Here is a 22,849-nt window from a genome sequence, read left to right on the forward strand (position 1 = left end):
CATGACGGGGTCACTTGGGGATCCAGGCCTGCCACTTCGCGGGGTTGGCCTCGATCCACTTCTTGGCGGCTTCCTCGCCGGTCATGCCGTTGTTGGTCATGTCGTTGGCCACGGCGTTCTGGTCCTCGTTGGTCCAGCTGAAGTTCTTGACCAGCTCGTACGCCTTCCCGCCGGTCTGCGCGAACTTCGTGCTGACGATCTTGTCGAGGTCCATCTCCGGGTAGTCGCAGGCGACCTTCTTGGGGTCCGCGTCGCAGCCCTCGGTCCAGGCCGGCAGGTTGACGCGGACCAGGTCGACCTTGTCGAAGATCCAGTGCGGCGTCCAGAAGTAGAACAGCAGCGCCTTCTTCTGCTCCTGCGCCTGCGTGGCCGACTTCAGCAGGGCCGCCTCGCTGCCGCCCGTGACCACCTTGAAGTTCAGCTTGAGGTTCTTGACCAGGGCCTCGTCGTTGGTGACGTAGCTGGGGTCGCCGTCGAGGAGCTGGCCCTTGCCGCCCGACTCCGAGGTCTTGAACAGGTCGGCGTACTTGTTCAGGTTCTTGTAGTCGGTGATGTCCGGGTACTTGTCGGCCATCCACTTGGGCACGTACCAGCCGATGATGCCCTTGTTGCCGGTCGAGCCGGCCTCCTGCGCCGTCTTCTTCTCCTCGATGAACTGCTTCTTCAGGTCGGGGTGACCCCAGTTCTCGATGATGACGTCGACGTCGCCGGTCTCGAAGCCCTCCCAGGCCAGCTGCTCCTTGATCTCGGGCAGCTCGACGTTGTAGTTGAGCTCGTTCTTCAGCAGGTACGCGACGACGTTCGCGCTGGCCTCGTACCCCACCCAGGGGTTGATCGCGATCTTCACGGTGCCCGCGGAGGCGGCGCTGCTGGCGCCGGCCTGCGGGGCGGCGGTGCTGGTCGAACTGCTGTCCACCGTTGCTCCGCCGCAGCCCGCGGCGGCGAACGCAACGGCCATCAGGCCTGCGAACAGGCGAATCTTCATGTGAGCTTCCTCTTTCGGGGGGAAGGGCGTCTGTCGGCGCCCTGCGTGATGCGGTCGAGCATGACTCCGAGCAGGACGGTCGCGACGCCGGCCACGAAGCCCATGCCGAAGTCGCTCCGCTGGGAGAAACCGACGACCACGTCGTAACCGAGCGCCCCCGCCCCGACCAGGCCACCGACGACGACCATGGCGAGCGTCATCACGATGCCCTGGTTGGCCGCGAGCAGGATCGCCCGCCTGGCCATCGGGAGCTGCACCTTCCACAGGAGCTGGGCCGAGGTCGAGCCGGCGGAGGCCGCGGCCTCCACGACGGTCGGGGGCACGGCCTTGATCCCGTCCTCGACCAGGCGCACCACGGGGGGAACGGCGTAGATGATCGAGGCGAAGATGGCGGTGAAGCGGGTGGTCTCGAACAGCGCCAGCGCCGGCAGCAGGTACACGAACGCCGGCATGGTCTGGGCGGCGTCCAGCACGGGCCGCTGAACGGCCGAGTAGCGCGGCGAGCGGGCCGCGGCCACCCCGAGCACGAGGCCGATGAGCAGGGTGACCAGCACCGCGACGGCGACCGTGGTCATCGTCTGCATGGCGTGCTCCCAGACGCCGAGCAGCGCGATGGCGAGCAGGCAGCCCAGCGCCGTCAGCGCGGGGCCGGCGCCGCTCACCCGCCAGGCCACCAGCAGCACCGCGAGCGCGATCAGCCACCAGGGGGCCGAGGTGAGCAGCGACTCCAGCGGGTTGAGCAGGACGGCGGAGGTGACGTCCTTGATCCACGTCGTCACGCCGAACCAGTTCGTCTCGGCCCAGCGGACGATGTCGTTGACCTCGGAGACGACGTTGACGGTCAGGTTCTCCGGCCACGTCGCGGGCAGCACGGGGATGAGCGCGAGCCCGGCGGCGGCCAGCACGCCCGCCCCGGCCAGGCCGGCGCGGCCGATCCTGGCGTGCGGGTCGCGGCGGGCCACCGCCATCAGCATCCGGTCCAGCACCACCGCCATGATCACGACGGCGACGCCGGCCGGGAGCATGATGCCGACCTGCGCGCGCGACAGGCCGCGGATGATGTCGCCGCCCAGCCCGGGGGCCGAGATCAGGTTGGCGATGACGACCATGGACAGCGCCATCATGACCGTCTGGTTGACCGCCAGCGCCATCGTGGACCTGGCCAGCGGCAGGTAGACCTTGAACAGCGTCTGCGCGCGCGTGGCGCCCAGCGAGGTGGACGCCTCGACGGCGGTGGGGGAGACCCCCGAGATGGCCAGGGCGGTGATGCGGATCGCGGGCGGGATCGAGTAGATCATCGTGGCGATGGCCCCGGCCGGCGCGCCGATGTGGAAGAACAGCGCCAGCGGCGCCAGGTACGCGAACGTCGGCATGATCTGCATGACGTCCAGCACCGGGGTGATCGCCCGCCGGACGCGGGCGGAGAGCCCGGCCCAGACGCCGATCGGGACGCCGATCGCCAGCGACAGCAGCACCGCCACCGCGACCAGGGCCAGCGTGTCAACGCTCGACTCCCACAGCCCCAGCACGCCGAACGCGCTCACGCCCGCGACCGCGACCAGCGCGATCCGCCAGCCGCCCGCCAGCCACGCCAGCGCGCCCATGACCCCGGTGATGCCGGGCCAGCCGAGGGCGTACAGGGTGGTCTGGAACACGCCGTAGAGCAGGCCTACGAAGAGCCGGATGTAGTTGAGGAAGTACAGGAAGAGCGGGTTGTCGTTGCGGTGGTCGTCGATCCACTCGCGCAGCTCGGTGACGGCCAGGAACTGCGGCGCCTCCTTGTCGTGCGGCAGCGTGCCCGTGCCCTGGAAGACCAGGTACGCCACCACGAACAGCAGCGCCACGCCCGCCGGCGCCGCCCACTTCGGCAGGCCGAGCCTGGTGGAGGGCGTGGGGACGGCCGTGGAGCTCATGCCCCCGCCTTCGCGCCCGTGCTGTCGCCGCCGTCGCCCGCACCCGCGCTCGCACCCGCGCTGACACCGGCACCGGCGCCGGCGTTCGCGCCTAAGTCCTGGCCGGCCAGGAAGCCGAGCAGGTCCACCTGGTCCACCACGCCGACCAGCTCGTCGCCGTCCACCACCCTGATCGGCTGGGCCGAGGACGACGACACGCCGATCGCGTCCTTGATCACCGTGGTCACCGGCAGCACCGGCCCGTCCAGCGGCTCGCCGCGCTCGGGAGGGCGGCAGATCCAGCGCAGGGTCAGCACGTGACTCCTGGGCACGTCGCGGACGAAGTCGGCCACGTAGTCGTCGGCCGGCGCGCCCACCAGCTCCTCGGCCGTGCCGAGCTGCACGATCGAGCCGGCCCGCATGATCGCGATCCGCTCGCCCAGCTTGAGCGCCTCGGACAGGTCGTGCGTGATGAAGAGCATCGTCTTGCCGACCTCGCGGTGCAGCCGGATCACCTCGGCCTGCATGTCGCGCCTGATCAGCGGGTCGAGCGCGCTGAACGGCTCGTCGAACAGCATCACCTGCGGCTCCACGGCCAGCGCGCGGGCCAGGCCCACCCGCTGCTGCATGCCGCCGGAGAGCTGGTCGGGATAGGCGTCGGCGTAGCCGTCGAGGCCGACCAGCGAGAGGATCTCCCCGGCCCGCGCGTGCCTGGCGGCCTTGGCGGTGCCCTGGATCTCCAGCCCGTAGGCGACGTTGTCGATCACCTTGCGGTGCGGCAGCAGGCCGAAGTGCTGGAAGACCATGCTGACCTGGTGCCGGCGGATCTCACGGAGCCGGGTGGGCGAGGCGGCGCGGATGTCCTCGCCACCGATCGTGATCCGGCCCGCGGTCGGCTCGATGAGCCGGGTCAGGCAGCGCACCAGGGTGGACTTGCCGCTGCCCGACAGGCCCATGACCACGAAGACCTCGCCGGGGCGGACCTCGAAGCCCACGTCCCTGACGGCGGCGGTGCAGCCGGTCTTCTCCCTCAGCGCGGCGGGTTCGAGATGCTTGTCCTCGCTGTCCAGGACTTTCTCCGCCCTGGGTCCGAAGATCTTCCAAAGACCCGCAACGGTGATAGCCGCGTTGTCGGGAGAATCTCCCACACTCGCCTCCTCGTTATGACGTCGCTCAACATATGTCGGGAATAGCGAGATTCTCAACGCTGTGACCTTCTGGAGATCTTCGTGCGCCTCGCACGTTACTCGCTGGAACGGACCAATCGCCCAGAAGTGGACATTTATTCTGTTAAAGGTTTATTTCGTGCTGCAGACGCTTCCATCATGGAGTGCCAGGTTCTATCCTCATCAGTCACGCGAGCCAACTTTTGTCGCGTTATGTTGCCTTGGCCACGAGCCTTAGGATGTGTTGCAATAACCGGCAACTTGATTTCTCCCACGGCACACACTCCTCATATACGCCGATTCGGGCGAGGTGCGTTCGGTGACTACAGAGCGGGGCGTCAAGCACGCCGGCGAGGGCGGCTGGCGGCTGGGCAATTGGCGCGTCCGAGCACGTCTCGTGGCCCTCATCATGGTGCCCACCGCCGCGGCCGTGCTGCTCGGCGGCGTCCAGGTGCTCTCCTCGACCGCCGCGGCCGGCGACTACGCGCGCACGAACCAGTTCGCCCGGCTCTCCGCCGAACTCGGCGGCCTCACCCACCTCATCTCCGGCGAGCGGGCGCGGACCTCCTGGTACATCGCGCGTAACCGGCCGGCCGACGGCCTGGCCGAGGTCAAGGCGCAGATGGACCAGGTGGACCTGGAGGCCGGGCAGGTGCGCGGCATCGCCCAGCAGCTCCTGGCCGACTCCACCGGCCGCACCGCCGACCAGCTGGAGAGCCTGCTCAACCGGCTGAACGACCTGACCTCCCTGCGCGCGCAGGCGCTGGAGGCCAACCTGCTGCCCGGCCCGGCCGTCGAGCTCTACACCACGGTCGTCAACGACCTGCTCTCCGTGCACAACGAGCTGGTCAAGGGCAGCGTGGACGACGAGCTCTTCCGCCAGACGCGCATGCTCGACGGGCTCGCCCGCGCGAAGGAGAGCCTGTCCTACCAGCAGGCGCTGGTCACCGTCGTGCTGGCCGAGGGCGCGTTCGACCAGGAGCAGCTCAAGCGCTTCCTGGGCGAGCAGTCCAGGGAGCAGAACGAGCGCAGAGGATTCGCCGCCGAGGCCACCGCCGAGGAGCGCCGCTTCTTCGACGAGAACGTCAACGGCAGGCCCGCCGACCGCATGCTCTTCCTGCGCGAGCTGGTGCTGATCAGAGCCACCAGGGGCCTGCCGCTGCGCGGGCTCGACCAGTCCGCGCCCGACGACGCCAAGGAGTGGTTCGACGCGACCAACGTGGTCGTCGACGCCATGCGCCAGGTCGAGGAGCGCCAGGCGGAGGGCATCGTCCGGCGCAGCGAGGCGCTGAGCGCCGACGAGCGGCAGCAGGCCATCGTGACCGCCGTCGCCGTGCTCGCCCTGCTCGTGATCGTGCTGCTCATCACCACCGGCGTGGCCCGATCCCTGGTACGCCCCCTGCGCCGCCTGCGCGGCGAGGCCCTGGAGATCGCCGGCAAGCGGCTGCCCGACTTCGTCCAGCACCTGCGCGAGTCGCGCGACGGCGTGGTCACCGCCGAGGTGCCGCCCATCGGCATCTTCTCCAAGGACGAGGTCGGCGAGGTCGCGCGCGCCTTCGACGAGGTGCACCGCGAGGCCGTCCGGCTGGCGGGCGACGAGGCCAAGCTGCGCTCCAACGTCAACGCCATGTTCGTCAACCTGTCCAGGCGCAGCCAGACGCTGGTCGAGCGGCAGCTCACGCTGATCGAGAAGCTGGAGCGCGGCGAGCGCGACGACACCAGGCTCGGCGACCTGTTCAAGCTCGACCACCTGGCCACCCGCATGCGCCGCAACAGCGAGAACCTGCTCGTCCTGGCCGGCCAGGAGGCCGCGCGGAAGTGGAGCGAGCCGGTCGAGCTGATGGACATCGTGCGGGCGGCGCTGGGCGAGGTCGAGAGCTACGACCGGGTCAGCATCCAGGTCGAGTCGGACGTCGCCATCGCCGGGCAGGCCGTCACCGACGTGGTCCACCTGCTCGCCGAGCTGGTCGAGAACGCGGTCTCGTTCTCCTCGCGCGACACCAAGGTCATCATCTCCAGCAGCCGCATCGACGGCGGCAGCCTGATGTTGTCGGTCACCGACCAGGGCATCGGCATGAGCCAGGAGGAGCTGGCCGAGGTCAACTGGCGCCTGGCCAACCCGCCCGTGGTCGACGTCTCCGTCTCGCGGCGCATGGGCCTGTTCGTGGTCGGCCGGCTGGCGCTGCGGCACCAGATCCGGGTGCAGCTGCGCCGCCAGGACATCGGCGGCCTGACCGCGATGGTGCTGGTCCCGCCCCGGTTGCTCACCGCCGTGCCCGGTCCGGTGCCCGGCGCGGGGCAGCGTCTTCAGGCGCCCAGGCAGGTCAACCGGCCCACGCCGTCGTACGCCCCGCCGTACTCCTCCTCGCCCGCCGGGCCGCCATCGGGCCATTCGTCGGGTCATTCGTCGGGTCGTTCATCGAGTCATTCGTCTGGGCATCCGTCGTTCGACACCGGCGGCGCGCCCGAGCCGTCGTCCTGGTTCACCTCCTCGCGCACGTCCATGAGCGGATCGCTCTCCTTCGACTCGGCGTCCTTCGACGCGGCCTCCTTTGATTCGGCTGCGTTCGATTCGGGGTTCGACTCGACGTTCAGCCCGGGCGGCCCGGGCGCGCCGCGGTCGTCGTTCGCCGGGCCGGCGCCGCCCGCCCCGTCCTACCCCGACCAGGCCACGCCGGCGACGTCGTTCCCGCCGCCCCCTGCGCCGGCCAAGGACGAGTACCTGCCGATCTTCGCCTCCGTCGAGGAGAGCAGCTGGTTCAGCAGGTCGGCGCCGACGGCAGACCGCCGCGAGGAGTCCTGGTCCTCACCCGCCGACCAGGGGTGGCAGGCCGCGGGAGCGGCCGCGGAGCCCGTGCAGAGCGGCACCACGAACTCCGGCTTGCCGAAGCGCACGCCACGAGCGAATCTGGTACCGGGCACCGCCAGCCCGCAGCCGCCGCCCGTACCCGTCGCTCCGGTGTCCCCTGACCGGTTGCGCAGCAGGCTGGCCAGCTACCAGCAGGGCGTGCGCAAAGGACGCGCCGAGCTCCAGGAGGACTCATGAAGGAGTTGAGTCAGGCCGCCAGAGACATCAACTGGCTGGTCAGCCGCTTCGTCGAAGAGGTCCCGGGCGTGGCGCACGCCGTCGTGGTCTCCGCGGACGGCCTGCCGATGGCCTTCTCCCGGGGGTTTCCGAAAGACCGTGCAGACCAGCTCGCCGCCATCGCGGCCGGGCTGGTGAGCCTCACCCAGGGGTCGGCCCGCGTGTTCGAGGGCGGAGGGGTCACCCAGACCCTCGTCGAGATGGAACGCGGCCTGCTGCTGGTGATGTCGATCAGCGACGGTTCCTGTCTGGCGGTGCTGGCCGCACCCGACTGCGACATGGGCTTGGTCGCCTACCAGATGACGATCCTGGTCGAGCGTGCGGGGCAGGTGCTGACGCCTGCCGTGAGGGCGGAGCTCTCCGCAGCGCGTCCGTGGTGATGGGAGTGAACCGTGGCATCGTGGCACAACGGGGAGCCGGAGCCCGAGCGAAGTTCGCTCGTCCGGATGTACGCCGTGACCGGAGGCCGGACCGCTCCGCGCACGGCGCTGGCCATGGAGGCACTGGTATCGTCGGCGACCTCGGCGCAGCTCGGCACGACCTACACGCGCGAATATCGCGCGATCAGTGAGCTGTGCCGGCAGGTGCGGTCCGTGGCGGAGATCTCCGCGCTGCTCAGCGTGCCCCTCGGAGTGGCTCGGGTGCTCGTCGCCGACATGGAGGCGGATGGGCTGGTCAAGGTGTACCAGCCGCAGCTAGAGGCAGGTTTGCCCGACAGGGGCCTGCTCGAAAGGGTATTAAGTGGACTTCGCAGGCTCTAGCCGGCTCACTTCCACGAAGATCGTCGTGGCCGGCGGGTTCGGCGTGGGCAAGACCACGTTCGTGGGCTCCGTGTCCGAGATCATGCCGCTCACGACGGAGGCGGTCATGACGGACGCGTCGGAGGGCATCGACGACCTCGGGCACACTCCGGGCAAGACCACCACAACCGTGGCCATGGACTTCGGGCGGCTCTCGCTCGACCAGGACCTGATCCTCTATCTCTTCGGCACCCCGGGCCAGCACCGGTTCTGGTTCATGTGGGACGACCTCGTCCGCGGGGCCATCGGGGCCGTGGTGCTGGTCGACTCGCGGCGGCTGGCCGACAGCTTCCCCGCGGTCGACTACTTCGAGAACTCCGGGATCCCGTTCGTCATCGGGCTCAACGGCTGGAACGGAGAGTTCCCGCACATCGAGAGCGAGGTGCGGGAGGCGCTCACGCTCTCGGCCCACGTGCCGATCGTGCGCACGGACGCGCGGGTCCGGCCGGCGGTCAAGCAGACGCTGATCACGCTGGTCGAACACGCGCTGACCGTACGCACGGGCTGAGCGGCCTGGTCAGGCACCCACCCGGTGGATCTATTGGGCCGACCACCAGTAGGCGGCCACCAGTTCGGCCACCAGCGTCTCCGTGAGCAGGGCGACGTCCGGGTCGTCGTCGTGGACGTACCTGATCGCCGCCGCGGCGTCCTTCACCTCGCCGCCGACGGCGATCACCGTGGACCCGCGCTCGCGCACCCAGTCCATGGCCTGCCCGTCGTAGCGGGAGCCGGGGAAGAGCAGGGCGCGGTAGTCGAGCGTCTTGGTGAGGTAGACGTCCACGTGCGACCAGTCGCCGCTCTCGCAGGCGTCGGCAGGGCGGCGCGGGCCCTCGCGGAACATCAGCGCCGACTGCTCCGCCGACGACAGCCGCTCGGCCGGGGCGATCGTGTAGACGCCGTGCGGGCCGTCCAGCAGCTCCATGGTCAGGGGCAGCCACTCGTCCCTGCGCTCCAGCAGGTCGGCCGACGCCTGCGCCGCCCGTTCGAGCAGGGCGGGCAGGTCGCGGTCGCGGCCGGTGAGCCTGGACTCCAGCGCCAGCAGCAGGGCCAGCGTGTGCTGGAACGTGCGGCAGGCGACGCCGCCGCGCTCCTCCCCGGCGTGCAGGTCGACCACCAGGTCGGCGGCGGCGGCGAGGGGCGAGCCGGGGGAGTTGGTGAACGCGGCCAGCCGGGCCTGACCGCCCGCGTACGCGGCGACGGCGTCGAGGGTCTCCCTGCTGGCGCCCGTGGCCGAGATGGGCACGACCAGGGTGCCCTCGGCCGGCGGCAGGCTCGCCGCGGCCGAGGCGTACTCGGCGTGGGCGAACACGCCGGCGGCGCGAAGCCGCAGCGCGGCGACGCCGGCGGCGTAGCGTGAGCTGCCCATGCCGAGGAACAGCACCCGGTCGATGCCCGCCGGCAGGCCCGCGAACGGGTCCTCGGCGCGCAGCCGGCCGGCCAGCTCCGTCAGCGCCTCCGGCTTGGACTCCAGGTCGGACAGGTAGAGCTCGGCGTTCACGCGGTGTTCTCCTCGGGGTACCAGGTGCGCAGGACGCCCATCGGGGCGTAGCGCCAGCGGGGAAGGTGCCGGGCGGCGTAGATCAGCTCGCGGCACTCCTGCTCCACCTCGAACGGGCGGATCAGGCTCTCGTCGAGCAAGTCTGCCCTGCCCTCCTCGGCCAGCCGGCGCCGGTAGGCGGTGAGCAGGGTGGCGCGGGCCCGCTCCGCCCAGGCGGCGGCGCGGGCGGGCGGCGTGGACCTTCTCTTGATCGCCACCTGCGCCACGTGGTCGAGGCTCGTGGTCAGCTGGGCCACGTCCCTGGCGGCCGGCTGGTACGTCGCGGCGTCGGCGACGGTCGGGTTGCCGTCGAAGTCGATCACCGCGTACCCGTCGCGCCAGCGCAGGATCTGGCCCACGTGCAGGTCGCCGTGGATCCTGATCGGCGGGGAGCCGGCGGGGACCGGCTCCAGCGCGGCCAGCTCCCGTCTCATGGCGCCGGCCCTGGCGGCCAGCCACGCGCCGTCAGCGCCATCGGTCAGGTCGAGCGCCTCGGTCAGCGCGCTCTCAGCCCTGACAGCCAGATCCTCCCCCTTAACCGGTCCGGGGAGGGTGGACGCGGGGAGAGTGGACAGGGCGAGATGCAGGCCGGCCGCGAGCCGGCCGAGCTCGGTGGCGAAGCCGGTCCGGCCGTGCTCCGCCTCGTCCACGCACCACTCCCAGCCGTCCCTGGCCTCGGGCAGATAGCCGGTCACCAACGCCAGCAGGTGCTCGCGTCCGTCTACTACACCTGTCAGAGCCGCGTAAGGGGGAGCTGTGTCGTTGAATCCCGCCTCAACGAGGTGCGCGAGGATCTCCGGCGTCGGGTGGGGCAGCGGCGCGGGAGGGGTCAGCCACTTCACCACGACCCGCTCGTCCACCACCACCGAGTAGTTCGTCTGGTCCACGTGGTCACCGAAATCACGCTCACCTGGGGCCCCAGTGTGGAGATCTTCAGGACCGTACGAGAGGCTGGGGAGCGGGAGGAAGCGCCGCACGGCGAACGGCGGCGGCACCTCTCCCTCCAGCCGCAGAAGGAGCGCGGCGGTGAGCCCGCGATCTCGGGTGGTGAGTGGCCTCTCACCGAGAGAGATCAAGCGATGGCGTATTGAATCCCAATTCAACTGGTAGACCAAACTTCCAGGTAGCAATGTCATCAAAAGTCTTGCCCATGTTGATTTCTGCTGCAACACTCCTGGTCTGGTCGGCTGTGTCCGGTAAGGTCGCGCGACCCCTCTTCCCATACAAATTGCAGAAGGAGTAGCGGCCGTGTCCCGTACCCGGTTCACCCGTCGTCTCCCGGCCGCCGTCGCGGTGGCCGGTCTCGCGCTTGCCGTCGCGGCGTGCGGCGGTGAGTCGTCGTCAAGCTCAGATGGCACGACGGTAGCGGCGGCCGACCAGCTCAAGCCCGACGCGGACCTGTCGAAGCAGTCCCTGCAGATCACCGTATGGGACGGTTACACGCCCAAGGAGCTGCCCCAGCGGGTGAAGGAGAAGCTCAAGGTCCAGGACATGAAGGTCGCGCTGCACGCCACCAACGAAGAGGCGATGAACAAGCTCACCGCCCAGGGCGACAGCGGCATCGACGTGGCCTTCGTGTCCGGCCAGTACGCCCAGGCGCTCAACGCCCAGGGCCTGCTGGAGCCGATCCACCCCGAGCTGATCCCCAACCTGGCCAACCTCTACCCCGAGGCCACCCAGCTCTCCTACGACAAGGGCAACAAGTACTCCGTCCCCTACACCTGGGGCACCACCGGCATCTGCTACCGCACCGACCTGGTGAAGAGCAAGCCGACCAGTTGGAACGATCTCCTCAAGCCCCCGGCCTGGGCCGAGAAGAAGGTCACGATGATGACCACCGAGCGCTGGCTGGCGCTGCCCGCGCTCAAGTCGCTCGGCTACTCGGTCAACACCGACAAGGACGAGGAGATCGCCAAGGCCCGCGAGCTGCTCATGGCCCAGAAGCCCCACCTGCTCACCTACGACGACACCACGTTCGGTGACAAGCTGGTCAGCGGCGAGGCCGTGATGGTCGAGGCGTGGGACGGCTGGTGCCCGACCACCGACCCCAAGGGCAACATCGCGTTCGCGGTGCCGAAGGAGGGCAGCGACCTCTGGGTGGACACCATGGTGATCATGAAGTCCTCCAAGAACAAGGAGGCCGCGCACGCCCTGATCAACTACATCCTCGACCCCGCGATCCACAGCTGGGCGGCCGAGAACATCAACTACAAGGTCCCCAACAAGGCGGCCATGGACAAGGTGAAGATCGCCAAGGGCTCGCTGCTCGACATCCCGCCGTCCCAGCTGCTGGACGGTGAGTCGATCATCGACCTGGGCGCCGCCTCGACCAAGTACACGCGCCTGTCGGCCGACGTTCAGGCGAAGTAGTTGTCGTTGTAGTGAAGTCAGAGGTCAAGGCCCGGCCGGTGTCCCGTTCGAGAGGACGCCGGCTGGGCGCGTTCGTGTTCCTGACGCCGGGGCTGACGTACCTGGTCGTGCTGCTGCTGGTGCCGCTGGCGCTGGTGCTGAGCTACACGGTCTTCCAGCGCGGGCGCTTCGGCGGGGTGGTCTACGAGTTCACGGCCGAGAACTTCGAACGGCTGGTCGACCCGCTCTACCTGGACGTGGTCATCGGCTCGCTGAAGATCGCGGCGGTGACGACCGTGATCGCGCTGCTGTTCGGCTATCCGACGGCGTACCTGATCGCCCAGCTTCCGCGGAAGTGGAAGACGATCGCGCTGGTCGCGATCGTGCTGCCGTTCTGGACGAACTTCATCATCCGCGTCTACGCCTGGATCATCCTGCTGAGCGGGCCCGGGCTGGTCAACAGCGGGCTGAAGGTGTTCGGGATCGAGCCGCTCGAACTGCTCTACAACGAGGGCGCGATCGTGGCGGGGCTGGTGTACTCGTACCTGCCGCTGATGGTGCTGCCGCTGTTCGCCGCGATCGAAAAGCTCGACCCGCAGCTCAGAGAGGCCTCGGCCAACCTGGGGGCCTCCGGCCTGACCACCTTCAGAAAGGTCACGCTGCCGCTCACGGTGCCGGGCGTGCTGACCGGGAGCCTGTTCGTGTTCGTGCCCAGCTTCGGCAACTTCGTCATCCCCGAGCTGCTCGGAGGCAGCAAGTCGCTGATGGTGGGCAACCTGATCAGGCAGCAGTTCCTGTCGGCGCGCGACTGGCCGTTCGGCTCGGCGCTGGCGCTGGCGCTCATCGCGGTGCTGCTCGTGCTGCTGGTCGCGCAGGCATGGGTGGCGCGCCGTGCGTAGGTCCAGGCTCCTGTACGTCCCCTTCTGGGCCACGTACGTCTTCCTCTACGCGCCGATCGTCGTGCTCGTCGTCATGTCGTTCAACGCCGGCGAGTCCGCGTACACCTACGAGGGCTTCAGCCTCAAGTGGTACGGCGAGCTGGCCGGCGACGACCGGATCATGAACGGCGTGGTCAACACGCTGATCGTGGCCGTCGGATCGACCGTGATCGCCACGGTGCTCGGCACGCTGCTGGCCGTCGGCCTGGCCAGGTACACCAGGTCCAAGCTGCTCGACGCGGTCTCGCTGATGCCCGCCGTGCTGCCCGACCTGGTGCTGGCCATCGGGCTGCTGGTCTTCTACGGGATGATCCAGCTCACGCTCGGCCTGTACTCGGTGATCCTGGCCCACGGCGTGTTCGCGATGGCGTTCGTGGCGGCGGTGGTGCGGACCAGGCTGTCCGGCGCGGACACCTCGCTGGAGGAGGCCTCGCGCGACCTGGGCGCAGGGCCGGTGGTGACGTTCATCAAGATCACGCTGCCGCAGCTCGCGCCGGGGATCGTGGCCGGGGCGCTGCTGGCGTTCACGCTGTCGCTGGACGAGTTCGTGATCGCCTTCTTCACGATCGGCAACGCCGAGCCGACGCTGCCGATCGTCATCTACTCAATGATCCGTTTCGGGGTCACCCCGAAGATCAACGCCCTGGCCGCGATCCTGCTGCTCGTGAGCTTCACGGCGGTGATCGCCGGGCAGCGACTGACCAAGATCGGGGAGTCTCGTGCTCAAGATTGACGGTGTCTCCCGCAGGTTCGGGGACGTCACCGCGCTGGACGGTGTGTCACTGGAGATCGGCCAGGGGGAGTTCTTCGCCCTGCTCGGCCCCTCCGGCTGCGGCAAGACCACGCTGCTGCGCATCATCGCCGGCTTCGAGACGCCGGACGCGGGCGCGGTGACACTCGACGGCGACGACCTGCTGTCCCTGCAGCCGAACCGGCGGCCGATCAGCCTCATGTTCCAGTCGTACGCGCTGTTCCCGCACATGACCGTGGCCAAGAACGTGGCCTACGGCTTGGAGCGCGAGCGGCTGCCCCGGCAGGAGGTCAGGCAGCGCGTCGGCGAGGTGCTGGAGACGGTCGGCCTGTCCGCGCACGCCTCCCGCAAGCCCGCCCAGCTCTCCGGCGGTCAGCGGCAGCGCGTCGCGCTGGCGCGTTCCATCGTCAAGCGGCCCCGGCTGCTGCTGCTCGACGAGCCGCTGTCGGCCCTGGACAAGAAGGTCCGCGCGGACATGCAGCTGGAGCTCAAGCGCCTGCAGCACGAGGTGGGCATCACGTTCGTGGTCGTCACGCACGACCAGGAGGAGGCCATGTCGCTGGCCGACCGCATCGCCGTCTTCGACAACGGCAGGGTCTGCCAGGTGGACGAGCCGATCGCCCTGTACGAGCGCCCCCGCTCACCCTTCGTGGCCGACTTCGTCGGGGCCAACAACCTCTTCGCCGGCGTGGCAGGGTCCGGCGGGATCGAGAGCGAGACGTTCGGCACCCTGGCCGGCACGCCGCTGACGGAGATGGAGCCGGGCGCGGCGGCGCTGCTGGCCGTCCGGCCGGAGAGCATCGAGCTGGCCGATGAGAACGCGGCCAGGGGCCTTCCTGGCAGCGTCCTCGACGTGAGCTTCTACGGCGGCGTCTCACACGTCTCCGTGGACGTCCCAGGCCGGGCCAAGCCGGTCCTCGCCGCCGTGCAGGGCGCCGCCACGGTGAGCGCGGGCGCCAAGGTCAAGGTGCGCTGGGACGCCGAGGACGCGGTCATCATGGCGGCCGGTCAGTGAGCCAGGTCGTTGCCCGTGGCCGCGCGGGCGTAGGACAGGATCAGCTCGTTCGCCTCGTCGGGGCCGATCACCGGATGCCTGGCCGTGATGCGGTAGCCGTAGGCGTCCTCCAGGGCCACGAGGTTGCGCGCGATCGTCAGCGAGTCGGCGCTCAGCCGGAACACGCCGAGCGCCGCCCCCGTGTCCAGGATCGCCTGGTACATCGACACCTGACGGTCGTAGAGGGAGGTGAGCAGCACGCCGTAGACCCGGTTGCGGCCCGCGGCGCCGCCGAGCTCGTTGAGCAGGCGCACGTCGGGGTCGAGCGAGCCGGTCGGCAGCCCCGTCCTGATCGTGACCACCAGCTTCTCGACGGGGTCGGTGAGCGTGGCGAGCTGACGCATGCGCTGCTCGTAGAAGCGCTCCATGCCCGCGTGCTGCGCCTCGACCAGGAGCTCGCTGAGGTCGGGGTAGTGGTAGAGCACGGCGCCCGAGGTCAGGCCCGCCTCCTCGGCGACGTGCGAGAGCTGTACACCGTCTATGCCGTGGCGGATGATGGCCCTGCGCGCGGCCTCGATCAAGTCGATGCGCCGATCGCTGCGGCTCTTACGCTGCGCCACCCTCACCACCCTCACTCTTCGCATGATGTTCAGTTAGCCGTGACCATAGTGCACGTAACTCGACCCTCACGCCAGATCCATTTTTGAATTCACCTTCAAAATGACGAGTTCTCCCGGAGTCTCGATGTCTCTCACGTTCCTGTTCATGCCGGAAAGCGCGTACGGACCGACCAACAACTGCATCGGCATCGGCGACATCCTTCGCCGGCGCGGTCACCGGGTCGTCTTCGCCGCCGAGGCGTCCTGGAAGGGCAAGCTCGAAGCGCTCGGCTTCGAGGAGGACCTGGTCGACCTGGCCCCGCCGGCCGAGGAGGAGCAGGACGCCGGCCAGTTCTGGAAGGACTTCATCCGCGAGACCGCGCCCGAGTACCGCAAGAGCACGCGCGAGCAGCTCGAGACGGTCACCAAGCCGATCTGGGCCGAGCTCGTCGAGGGCGCGAAATACTGCGAGCCGCAGCTCAAGGCGATCATCGAGCGGGTGAACCCCGACGTGATCGTCGAGGACAACGTGATCACGTTCCCGGCGCTGCTCACGGCGGGCCGCAAGTTCGTCCGCATCGTCTCCTGCAACCCGCTGGAGGTGCGCGGCGAGAACGTCGCGCCGGTCTTCTCCGGCCTGCCCGCCGCCGACCGCTCCGAGTGGGACGGCTTCCGCGCCGAGTACGACCGCACCCACCGCGAGCTCTGGACCGCCTTCAACGAGTGGTGCGTCGAGCAGGGCACCGCGCCCCTGCCCGACCTCGACTTCATCCACGAGGGCGACCTGAACCTCTACGTCTACCCGGAGATCGCCGACTACGTCGGTGACCGCCCGCTCGGCCCGTCGTGGCACCGTCTCGACTCCTCCGTCCGCGAGACCGAGGAGGACTTCACGCTGCCGTTCCAGCGCGGCGAGGGCTCCCTGGTCTACTTCTCGCTCGGCTCGCTGGGATCCTCCGACGTGGAGCTGATGCAGCGCGTGATCGACGTGCTGGCCACCACCTCGCACCAGTACATCGTCTCCAAGGGTCCGCTGCACGAGGAGATCAAGCTCGCCGACAACATGTGGGGTGCGGAGTTCGTTCCGCAGACTAAGATCATCCCACTGTGCGACCTGGTCATCACCCACGGCGGCAACAACACGACCACCGAGGCGCTGCACTTCGGCAAGCCGATGATCCTGCTGCCGCTCTTCTGGGACCAGTACGACAACGCCCAGCGGATCGACGAGCTCGGCTATGGTGTCAGGCTCTCGACCTACACCTTCACCGACGAGGAGCTGACGGGGGCGGTCGAGCGCCTGCTCGGCGACAGTGACCTGCGGGCGAGGATCGCCGCCGCGGGCGAGGAGATCCGGCGTCGCGACGGCCTGCGCAAGGCCGCCGACCTGATCGAGCAGCTCGGCAAGTAGCCCGACCCGGAGAGATGAAGTCTTCCTGATGCGCGAATTGATCAACCCCGCCACCGGCCTTCCTTGTGCCGAGATTCCGGATACGCCGGTCGAGGAGGTGGCGGCGGCCGTCCGCGGGGCCCGCGCCGCGTTCGAGGAGTGGTCGCAGGCCACCCCGGGCGAGCGGGCGCGGGTCCTGCTGCGGCTGGCCGACCTGGTGGAGGCCGACGCCGAAGAGCTGACCAGGCTGGAGGTGGAGGAGACGGGCAAGCCGGCCGCGGTGTTCCGCGACGGCGAGCTGCCCTTCGCCGCCGACAACCTGCGCTTCTTCGCCGGGGCCGCCCGCTCGCTTGAGGGCACGGGGGCCGGGGTGTTCAGCTCCGGCTACACCTCGGTCATGCTGCGCCGCCCGGTCGGGGTGGTGGGGTCGATCGCGCCGTGGAACTTCCCGTTCGTGATGGCGGTCTGGAAGCTCGGGCCCGCGGTCGCGGCGGGCAACGCCGTGGTCATCAAGCCGGCGCCCCAGACGCCCCGTACGACGCTGCGGCTGGCCGGGCTGTTCGCCGAGGCGGGCGCCCCGGCCGGGCTCGTACGGGCCGTCACGGGCGACGCGGAGGTGGGCCAGGCGCTGGTCACCGACCCGGGCGTGGACATGGTGAGCGTCACCGGCTCCACCGAGACCGGCAGGGCCGTCATGAGCGGCGCCGCGGCCACGCTCAAGCGGGTCCACCTCGAACTCGGGGGCAAGGCGCCGGCGCTGGTGTTCGAGGACGCCGACCTGGCGGAGATGGCCCACGGCGTGGCCATGGGGGCGACGTACAACACGGGGCAGGACTGCACCGCGGCCACCCGCGTCTACGTCGACAGGAGCGTCTACGGCGACGCCGTGGAGGCGATCAGGGAGCGGCTGGCGGGCATCACCGTGGGCGACCCCTGGGACCCCAAGACGGACATCGGCCCGCTGATCTCCGCGGCGCACCGGGACAGGGTGCACGGCTTCGTCTCGCGGGCCGGCGGGCGCGTGGTGCACGGCGGCTCCCCGATCGGGGGCCCCGGCTTTTTCTATCCGCCCACTTTGGTGGCCGACGTCGCGCAGACCAGCGAGATCGTCCAGGGTGAGCTCTTTGGACCGGTCCTGGTGGTTCTGCCGTTCGACGGTGAGGACGAAGCGGTGAGACTGGCCAACGACACTAGATACGGTTTGGCCTCTTCGGTCTGGTCGCGTGACGTGGCCAGGGCGATGCGGGTCTCGCACCGGCTCGACGTGGGCGTGACCTGGGTCAACGACCATCTGCCCATCGCCAGCGAGGCTCCGCACGGCGGGGTGAAGGGCAGCGGGTTCGGCAAGGACATGAGCCAGGAGGCGGTGCAGGAGTATTCGGTGACGCGGCACCTGATGGTGAAGCACGCGGCGCCCGCCGAACGGGATTCGTTCCGGCCAGCCTGAAAACGTGTAGGCGCTATGGTGCCCAAAGTGCCTCTTTGGGCATGTGTGGTGGGATATGTTCGGTTGGCCGATCTGGTACGGGTTGTGTTCCAATTACCCAGCCGGACAGAATCCCATGCGCCCCACGCGTGTCTGATTTTCTTCGAGCACGTACCGGCGAGAGGTTGCGAGACTCAGTGAGGACGAAAGACCCCAGGCACACCAGGTCAGGGGAGTACACAGGCGGACGGTTCCGGCTGGCGAACTGGCGTGTGCGGTCAAGGCTGGTCGCGCTCATCCTCATCCCCACGGTCGTGGGCGTGCTGCTCGCCGGCGTCCAGCTGGCGAACTCCATCGGCACCAGTGCCGAATACCGCCGGCTCAGCCAGGTGGCGGAGCTGGTCCAGCGCATCGGCGCGCTCAACCACGAGCTCGCCAAGGAGCGCACGCTCACCGCGTGGTACGTCGCCGACCGCCGCAAGGGGCAGCGCTTCGTCAAGCTGAAGACGCAGCGGCAGGCCACCGACGAGGCCAAGACGGAAGTGCTGTCCGCCTCCACCGCCATCGACGCCGCGCACTCGGTCCGCGTGCGCGAGGGCGTCCAGAACATGCGCCGCTGGCTCGACGGTCTCAACAGCCTTCGCGCCTCCATGGTCGGCAACGTGCCCGCGCGCGCCTCCATCGGCACGTACAGCACGATGATCGACGTGTTCTCCTCCATCCAGGGAGACCTGGGCGACGGCGTCAGCGACGACGCCCTCCAGGGTGACGTCGCCGCGCTCAACTCGCTGCAGAAGGTCAAGGAGGAGGTCTCGCGGCAGCAGATCATCCTCATCGTCACCCTCGTGCAGCGCAGGATCGACCGCGCCGACTGGTCGGACTTCCTCGGCTCGTGGAACAACCAGCAGGCCGAGCTGGCCGCGTTCGAGCAGGAGGCCGGCCCCGAGGAGCTCAAGGCCTACCAGCAGGGGGTCAGGGGCCAGGACGTCGACCTCGCCGACGCCATGCGCCAGCGCGCGCTGGCCCAGGTGAGCGACAGCAACCGGATCAGGGAACTCGACGTCACCACCCCCACCCTCGTCCGCGACCTCGACAACTGGTACAAGAGCACCGACTTCACCACCGACGCGATGCGCAAGGTCGAGAACGGCCTGGCCACCAAGATCGTGGCCAGCACCCGCGAGCTGAGCGACACCGAGCAGCGCAACGCCATCATCTCCGGCGCGCTGATCCTCGTCCTGCTGCTCCTCGTCCTGGTGATCACCACCCGCGTGGCCGGTTCGCTGGTCCGGCCGCTGCGCCGGCTGCGCGCCGAGGCGCTCCAGGTCGCCACGACCCGGCTGCCCGACACCGTCCGCGTGCTGCGCGAGTCCGGCGAGGGCGCCAACATTCCCGAGGTGCCGTCGGTCGGCGTCAACACCCGCGACGAGATCGGGGAAGTGGCCCGGGCGTTCGACGAGGTCCACCGCGAGGCGATCCGGCTGGCCGGCGACGAGGCCAAGCTGCGCGCCAACGTCAACGCGATGTTCGTCAACCTCTCCCGCCGCAGCCAGACGCTGGTCGAACGGCAGCTGCAGCTCATCGAAGGCCTGGAGCAGGGCGAGGAGGACGAGAACCGGCTCGCGAACCTGTTCCGCCTCGACCACCTGGCCACCCGCATGCGCCGCAACAGCGAGAACCTCCTGGTCCTCGCCGGCCAGGAGGCCGCGCGCAAGTGGAGCGAGCCGGTGCCGCTGGTCGACATCGCCCGCGCCTCGCTGTCGGAGGTCGAGAACTACGAACGGGTGCAGATCCAGATCCCGTCCGGCACCCTCATCGTCGGCCCCGCCGTCACCGACGCCGTCCACCTGCTCGCCGAGCTGATCGAGAACGCCATCTCCTTCTCCCCGCGCGAGAGCAAGGTCACCGTCACCAGCACGCCCGTCGAGGGCGGCGTGATGGTCTCCATCAACGACCTCGGCATCGGCATGAGCCAGGAGGAGCTGGCCGAGGCCAACTGGCGCCTGGCCAACCCGCCCGTGGTCGACGTCTCCGTCTCGCGGCGCATGGGCCTGTTCGTGGTCGGCCGCCTGGCCCTGCGCCACGGCGTCCGCGTCCAGCTGAGCATGCGCGAGACCGGCGGCCTGAGCGCGCTCGTGATGATGCCCGACATGCTCATCAGCAACGGGGCGGGCATGCCGCAGCAGGGCGGCCAGTACGAGGCGTTCACCACGTTCGACCCGAGCCAGTTCGGGCCGCAGTCGCCGAACGGCATGCAGGGCCACCCCTCCTTCGACGACGCTCCCGGCCAGGTCGTCGACACCCAGTGGCCGGGCTCGCTGCCGGTGCCAGGCGGTGATAACTGGCCCTCGTTCGGCGAGCAGCAGCCCGCCGCCTTCGGCGAGCAGCCGCCCTCCTACGAGCAGCCGTCGTACGAGCAGCCGCAGCCGGCCGCCGACGAGCCCCGCTGGCCGCCGTTCGGTTCAGAGGAGCCCCCGGCCGTGCCGCAGCAGCCGCAGCCGTTCGGCGAGCAGCGCTGGCCCTCGTTCGCGGAGGAGGCCCCGCCGGCCGCCGACCCGCAGCCGTTCGCCGAGAACCGGTGGCCGTCGTTCGCCGAGCAGCCGCCGCCCATGCAGGACGACGAGCCGCGCTGGCCGTCCTTCGCGACCGAGCCGCCGCAGCAGCAGCCCCAGGAGGAGCCGCGCTGGACGTCGTTCGCCGACCCGGCGCCGCGCAGGTCGCTGTTCGAGGCGGAGGAACGGCCGAAGCCGGTGTTCGGCGACAACTACCACTCGCCGTTCGTCGACGAGCCCAAGCCCGCCGACCAGTTCGAGCAGAACGGCAACGGGCAGTACAGCCGCTTCGGCCCCGGCGACTACTCCTCGCAGGACATGACGGGCCCGCTGCCCGCGGTCCGCAACTCTCCCATGGAGGAGCAGGGCGAGGAGTTCCTGCCGATCTTCTCGTCGGTCGGCTCGGACTGGTTCCGCCGCCCGGACCCCGAGGTGCTGCGCCAGCCCGAGCCGGACATGCTGCGCTACCCGGAGCCGGAGAGCGAGCCGGAGATCACGGCTGTGCACCCGGCCATCCCGGCCGACCCGCCGCCGCCCGCGGCGCCGCCGGCGCCCCAGCAGCAGAACCAGCCGCAGCACACGCTGAGCAGGTCCGGGCTGCCGCAGCGCACGCCCGGCGCCTCCGGCGCCGGCTCGACCTGGTCGTCGCCCGCGGACTCCGGCTTCCAGGCCGCGCAGGCGGCGGCCCAGCCCCAGCAGGCCGGTACGACGCAGTCGGGCCTGCCCCGTCGTGTTCCCAAGGCCAACCTGGTGCCGGGCACGGCCAGTCTCGCCGAGCCCCAGGCCACGTCACCGGCACCCCAGATCTCCCCGGAGCGGTTGCGCAGCCGGCTCTCCAGCTTCCAGCAGGGTGTCCGGCAAGGCCGGGCGTTCACCCGCGGAGACGAGAATGAGGAGGACAAATGAGAGAAATGAGCCAGGGAGCGCGCGGTATAAGCTGGCTGATCACGGACTTCGTGAACAACGTGCCAGGCGTCGCTCACACGGTCGTGGTGTCGTCCGACGGGTTGCCGCTGGCCTTCTCCGAGGGTTTTCCCAAGGACCGGGCCGACCAGCTCGCCGCGGTCGCCTCCGGTGTGATCAGTCTCACCCAGGGCGCCGCGCGGGTTTTCGAGGGCGGTATGGTGACCCAGACCGTTATCGAGATGCAGCGCGGGCTCTTGATGATCATGTCGATCAGCGATGGCTCCTGCTTGGCGGTCCTGGCTGCTCCCGACTGTGACATGGGGCTGGTCGCGTACCAGATGACCTTGCTGGTCGAGCGGGCCGGCCAGGTGCTGACCCCGGCCGTACGCGCTGAGCTGCAAGCGGCCCGCCCCCGCTAGTTTGGGCGGTGACAGGAGATATGGTGTCAGGTCAGCAGGGTTGGGCTGGTGATAGCACTCCGCCGCATCCGGCGGCTCCCCGTCCGCAGAAGCCGAGTTCTCTGGTGCGGCCCTATGCCGTGACCGGAGGGCGCACCGCGCCGCGGATGAAGTTCGCCATGGAGGCACTCGTGTCCTCCATGACGTCTGAATACCAAGACATTTCCCTACTAAGTCCGGAGTATCAGGCGATCATTCAGCTGACCCGGAACGTCCGGTCGGTTGCCGAGATCTCCGCCCTTTTACGCCAGCCTCTTGGTGTGGTCCGGGTGCTGATCGCCGACATGGCGTCGGAAGGCCTGATCCGCGTGCACCAGCCTGCGCTGGACGCGGGAAAGCCGGACCTCAACTTGCTCGAAAGGGTGCTCAGTGGACTTCGCAGGCTCTAGCCCCGGCCTAACCTCGACGAAGATCGTCGTGGCCGGGGGCTTCGGCGTGGGGAAGACGACGTTCGTGGGGGCGGTCTCGGAGATTCTGCCGCTCACCACGGAAGCGGTCATGACAGATGCTTCCGCTCACGTGGACGACGTCTCCCTCACTCCGAACAAGACCACCACGACCGTCGCCATGGACTTCGGCCGGGTCTCGCTCGACCGTGACCTGATCCTGTACCTGTTCGGCACGCCCGGACAGCACCGGTTCTGGTTCATGTGGGACGACCTCGTACGCGGGGCCATCGGCGCGGTCGTCCTCGTGGACACCCGCCGCCTGGCCGACAGCTTCCCGGCCATCGACTACTTCGAAGAGGCGAAACTGCCCTTCGTCATCGGCATCAACGGCTGGGACGGTCAGTTCGCGCACCAGGAGGACGAGCTCAGGGAGGCGCTGTCGATCGGCGGCCACATCCCGATCGTGCGGCTCGACGCCCGGCAGCGCGAATCGGTGAAATCCACCCTGATCACGCTGGTGGAGCACGCCCTGACCCGCCACATGCACACGCCGGTGTAAACGGCTCGGCGCGGGCGGGCTCATCAGGGCCCGCCCGCCCGAACTCACCCGAACCCACTCACCTGCCCGCCCG

The 22,849-nt window shown here is 69.4% G+C and carries 20 protein-coding genes; 14 read left to right on the forward strand and 6 right to left on the reverse strand.

Annotated features, from left to right (window positions below; translation table 11 throughout):
* Positions 1 to 10 precede the first annotated feature (10 nt).
* From AB0C28_RS35105 to AB0C28_RS35115, 3 genes are read right to left on the reverse strand one after another with little or no spacing between them, the layout of a single operon-like run.
* Positions 11 to 985, reverse strand: coding sequence for an ABC transporter substrate-binding protein (locus AB0C28_RS35105; protein ID WP_357857801.1), 975 nt, complete (start codon positions 983 to 985; stop codon positions 11 to 13).
* Complete coding sequence (locus tag AB0C28_RS35110; RefSeq protein ID WP_358080075.1) at positions 982 to 2,898, reverse strand: ABC transporter permease subunit; 1,917 nt, start codon at positions 2,896 to 2,898, stop codon at positions 982 to 984. The genes AB0C28_RS35105 and AB0C28_RS35110 overlap by 4 nt, the downstream gene beginning before the upstream one ends.
* On the reverse strand, positions 2,895 to 4,025 hold the full coding sequence (locus tag AB0C28_RS35115; protein WP_358080076.1) for a glycine betaine/L-proline ABC transporter ATP-binding protein: 1,131 nt from the start codon (positions 4,023 to 4,025) through the stop codon (positions 2,895 to 2,897). The genes AB0C28_RS35110 and AB0C28_RS35115 overlap by 4 nt, the downstream gene beginning before the upstream one ends.
* Before the next feature lie 337 nt (positions 4,026 to 4,362).
* Between AB0C28_RS35115 and AB0C28_RS35120 the strand changes: the two genes are divergently transcribed.
* From AB0C28_RS35120 to AB0C28_RS35135, 4 genes are all read left to right on the forward strand, one after another.
* Positions 4,363 to 7,089 carry a nitrate- and nitrite sensing domain-containing protein gene (locus AB0C28_RS35120; RefSeq protein ID WP_357857810.1) on the forward strand — a complete coding sequence of 909 codons (2,727 nt, stop codon included), beginning with the start codon at positions 4,363 to 4,365 and terminating at the stop codon, positions 7,087 to 7,089.
* Positions 7,086 to 7,508, forward strand: a complete 423-nt coding sequence (locus tag AB0C28_RS35125; protein ID WP_346104726.1) for a roadblock/LC7 domain-containing protein — start codon at positions 7,086 to 7,088, stop codon at positions 7,506 to 7,508. The genes AB0C28_RS35120 and AB0C28_RS35125 overlap by 4 nt, the downstream gene beginning before the upstream one ends.
* A 66-nt stretch (positions 7,509 to 7,574) precedes the next feature.
* Positions 7,575 to 7,889: a DUF742 domain-containing protein gene (locus tag AB0C28_RS35130; protein WP_245956310.1), complete on the forward strand. Its 315-nt coding sequence runs from the start codon at positions 7,575 to 7,577 to the stop codon at positions 7,887 to 7,889.
* Positions 7,870 to 8,436, forward strand: coding sequence for an ATP/GTP-binding protein (locus AB0C28_RS35135; protein ID WP_357857814.1), 567 nt, complete (start codon positions 7,870 to 7,872; stop codon positions 8,434 to 8,436). Before AB0C28_RS35130 ends, AB0C28_RS35135 begins: the two co-directional genes overlap by 20 nt.
* Before the next feature lie 30 nt (positions 8,437 to 8,466).
* Here the strand turns inward: AB0C28_RS35135 and AB0C28_RS35140 are convergent, their stop codons facing one another.
* Together AB0C28_RS35140 and AB0C28_RS35145 are read right to left on the reverse strand one after the other, a co-directional pair.
* The gene (locus AB0C28_RS35140) at positions 8,467 to 9,426 is read right to left on the reverse strand and encodes an SIS domain-containing protein (RefSeq protein ID WP_357857817.1); all 960 of its coding nucleotides are present in this window, start codon (positions 9,424 to 9,426) and stop codon (positions 8,467 to 8,469) included.
* Positions 9,423 to 10,352 (reverse strand): phosphotransferase, encoded by a 930-nt coding sequence (locus tag AB0C28_RS35145; protein WP_358080077.1) that lies wholly within the window; start codon positions 10,350 to 10,352, stop codon positions 9,423 to 9,425. Before AB0C28_RS35145 ends, AB0C28_RS35140 begins: the two co-directional genes overlap by 4 nt.
* A gap of 361 nt (positions 10,353 to 10,713) precedes the next feature.
* On the opposite strand from AB0C28_RS35145, the gene AB0C28_RS35150 reads away from it, so the two are divergent.
* Genes AB0C28_RS35150 through AB0C28_RS35165 form a run of 4 tightly spaced genes read left to right on the forward strand, consistent with a single transcriptional unit; the run spans position 10,714 to position 14,518 of the window.
* Positions 10,714 to 11,835, forward strand: coding sequence for a spermidine/putrescine ABC transporter substrate-binding protein (locus AB0C28_RS35150; RefSeq protein ID WP_357857822.1), 1,122 nt, complete (start codon positions 10,714 to 10,716; stop codon positions 11,833 to 11,835).
* Positions 11,836 to 11,873: 38 nt separating this feature from the next.
* Positions 11,874 to 12,713 (forward strand): ABC transporter permease, encoded by an 840-nt coding sequence (locus AB0C28_RS35155; protein WP_357857825.1) that lies wholly within the window; start codon positions 11,874 to 11,876, stop codon positions 12,711 to 12,713.
* Complete coding sequence (locus AB0C28_RS35160) at positions 12,706 to 13,485, forward strand: ABC transporter permease (RefSeq protein WP_357857829.1); 780 nt, start codon at positions 12,706 to 12,708, stop codon at positions 13,483 to 13,485. Before AB0C28_RS35155 ends, AB0C28_RS35160 begins: the two co-directional genes overlap by 8 nt.
* Positions 13,472 to 14,518, forward strand: coding sequence for an ABC transporter ATP-binding protein (locus tag AB0C28_RS35165; protein WP_358080078.1), 1,047 nt, complete (start codon positions 13,472 to 13,474; stop codon positions 14,516 to 14,518). Before AB0C28_RS35160 ends, AB0C28_RS35165 begins: the two co-directional genes overlap by 14 nt.
* On the opposite strand, the gene AB0C28_RS35170 is transcribed toward AB0C28_RS35165, so the two are convergent.
* The gene (locus AB0C28_RS35170; protein WP_357857835.1) at positions 14,512 to 15,117 is read right to left on the reverse strand and encodes a TetR family transcriptional regulator; all 606 of its coding nucleotides are present in this window, start codon (positions 15,115 to 15,117) and stop codon (positions 14,512 to 14,514) included. The genes AB0C28_RS35165 and AB0C28_RS35170 overlap by 7 nt on opposite strands.
* A gap of 124 nt (positions 15,118 to 15,241) precedes the next feature.
* Here AB0C28_RS35170 and AB0C28_RS35175 point away from each other — a divergent pair, with 124 nt between their 5' ends.
* The 6 genes from AB0C28_RS35175 (at position 15,242) to AB0C28_RS35200 (ending at position 22,776) form a co-directional block, all read left to right on the forward strand.
* Positions 15,242 to 16,507, forward strand: coding sequence for a glycosyltransferase (locus tag AB0C28_RS35175; RefSeq protein WP_357857838.1), 1,266 nt, complete (start codon positions 15,242 to 15,244; stop codon positions 16,505 to 16,507).
* Positions 16,508 to 16,535: 28 nt separating this feature from the next.
* Positions 16,536 to 17,933 (forward strand): aminobutyraldehyde dehydrogenase, encoded by a 1,398-nt coding sequence (locus AB0C28_RS35180; RefSeq protein ID WP_357857841.1) that lies wholly within the window; start codon positions 16,536 to 16,538, stop codon positions 17,931 to 17,933.
* 251 nt (positions 17,934 to 18,184) lie between these two features.
* Positions 18,185 to 21,370, forward strand: coding sequence for a nitrate- and nitrite sensing domain-containing protein (locus tag AB0C28_RS35185; RefSeq protein WP_358080079.1), 3,186 nt, complete (start codon positions 18,185 to 18,187; stop codon positions 21,368 to 21,370).
* 5 nt (positions 21,371 to 21,375) lie between these two features.
* On the forward strand, positions 21,376 to 21,789 hold the full coding sequence (locus AB0C28_RS35190) for a roadblock/LC7 domain-containing protein (RefSeq protein WP_201760494.1): 414 nt from the start codon (positions 21,376 to 21,378) through the stop codon (positions 21,787 to 21,789).
* A 20-nt stretch (positions 21,790 to 21,809) separates the two neighbouring features.
* Positions 21,810 to 22,217: a DUF742 domain-containing protein gene (locus tag AB0C28_RS35195; RefSeq protein ID WP_346104707.1), complete on the forward strand. Its 408-nt coding sequence runs from the start codon at positions 21,810 to 21,812 to the stop codon at positions 22,215 to 22,217.
* On the forward strand, positions 22,198 to 22,776 hold the full coding sequence (locus AB0C28_RS35200; protein WP_106248363.1) for an ATP/GTP-binding protein: 579 nt from the start codon (positions 22,198 to 22,200) through the stop codon (positions 22,774 to 22,776). Before AB0C28_RS35195 ends, AB0C28_RS35200 begins: the two co-directional genes overlap by 20 nt.
* Positions 22,777 to 22,849 lie beyond the last annotated feature (73 nt).

The organism is Nonomuraea sp. NPDC048892, assembly GCF_040649735.1.
In the GTDB taxonomy this organism is placed as follows: Bacteria; Actinomycetota; Actinomycetes; order Streptosporangiales; family Streptosporangiaceae; genus Nonomuraea; species Nonomuraea maheshkhaliensis.

Excerpts from the sequence above, each read along its gene's own strand:
- AB0C28_RS35105 (WP_357857801.1), bottom strand. The coding sequence starts at position 985 with ATGAAGATTCGCCTGTTCGCAGGCCTGATGGCCGTTGCGTTCGCCGCC.
- AB0C28_RS35110 (WP_358080075.1), bottom strand. The coding sequence starts at position 2,898 with ATGAGCTCCACGGCCGTCCCCACGCCCTCCACCAGGCTCGGCCTGCCG.
- AB0C28_RS35125 (WP_346104726.1), top strand. The coding sequence starts at position 7,086 with ATGAAGGAGTTGAGTCAGGCCGCCAGAGACATCAACTGGCTGGTCAGC.
- AB0C28_RS35130 (WP_245956310.1), top strand. The coding sequence starts at position 7,575 with ATGTACGCCGTGACCGGAGGCCGGACCGCTCCGCGCACGGCGCTGGCC.
- AB0C28_RS35175 (WP_357857838.1), top strand. The coding sequence starts at position 15,242 with ATGTCTCTCACGTTCCTGTTCATGCCGGAAAGCGCGTACGGACCGACC.
- AB0C28_RS35180 (WP_357857841.1), top strand. The coding sequence starts at position 16,536 with ATGCGCGAATTGATCAACCCCGCCACCGGCCTTCCTTGTGCCGAGATT.
- AB0C28_RS35190 (WP_201760494.1), top strand. The coding sequence starts at position 21,376 with ATGAGCCAGGGAGCGCGCGGTATAAGCTGGCTGATCACGGACTTCGTG.
- AB0C28_RS35195 (WP_346104707.1), top strand. The coding sequence starts at position 21,810 with ATGGTGTCAGGTCAGCAGGGTTGGGCTGGTGATAGCACTCCGCCGCAT.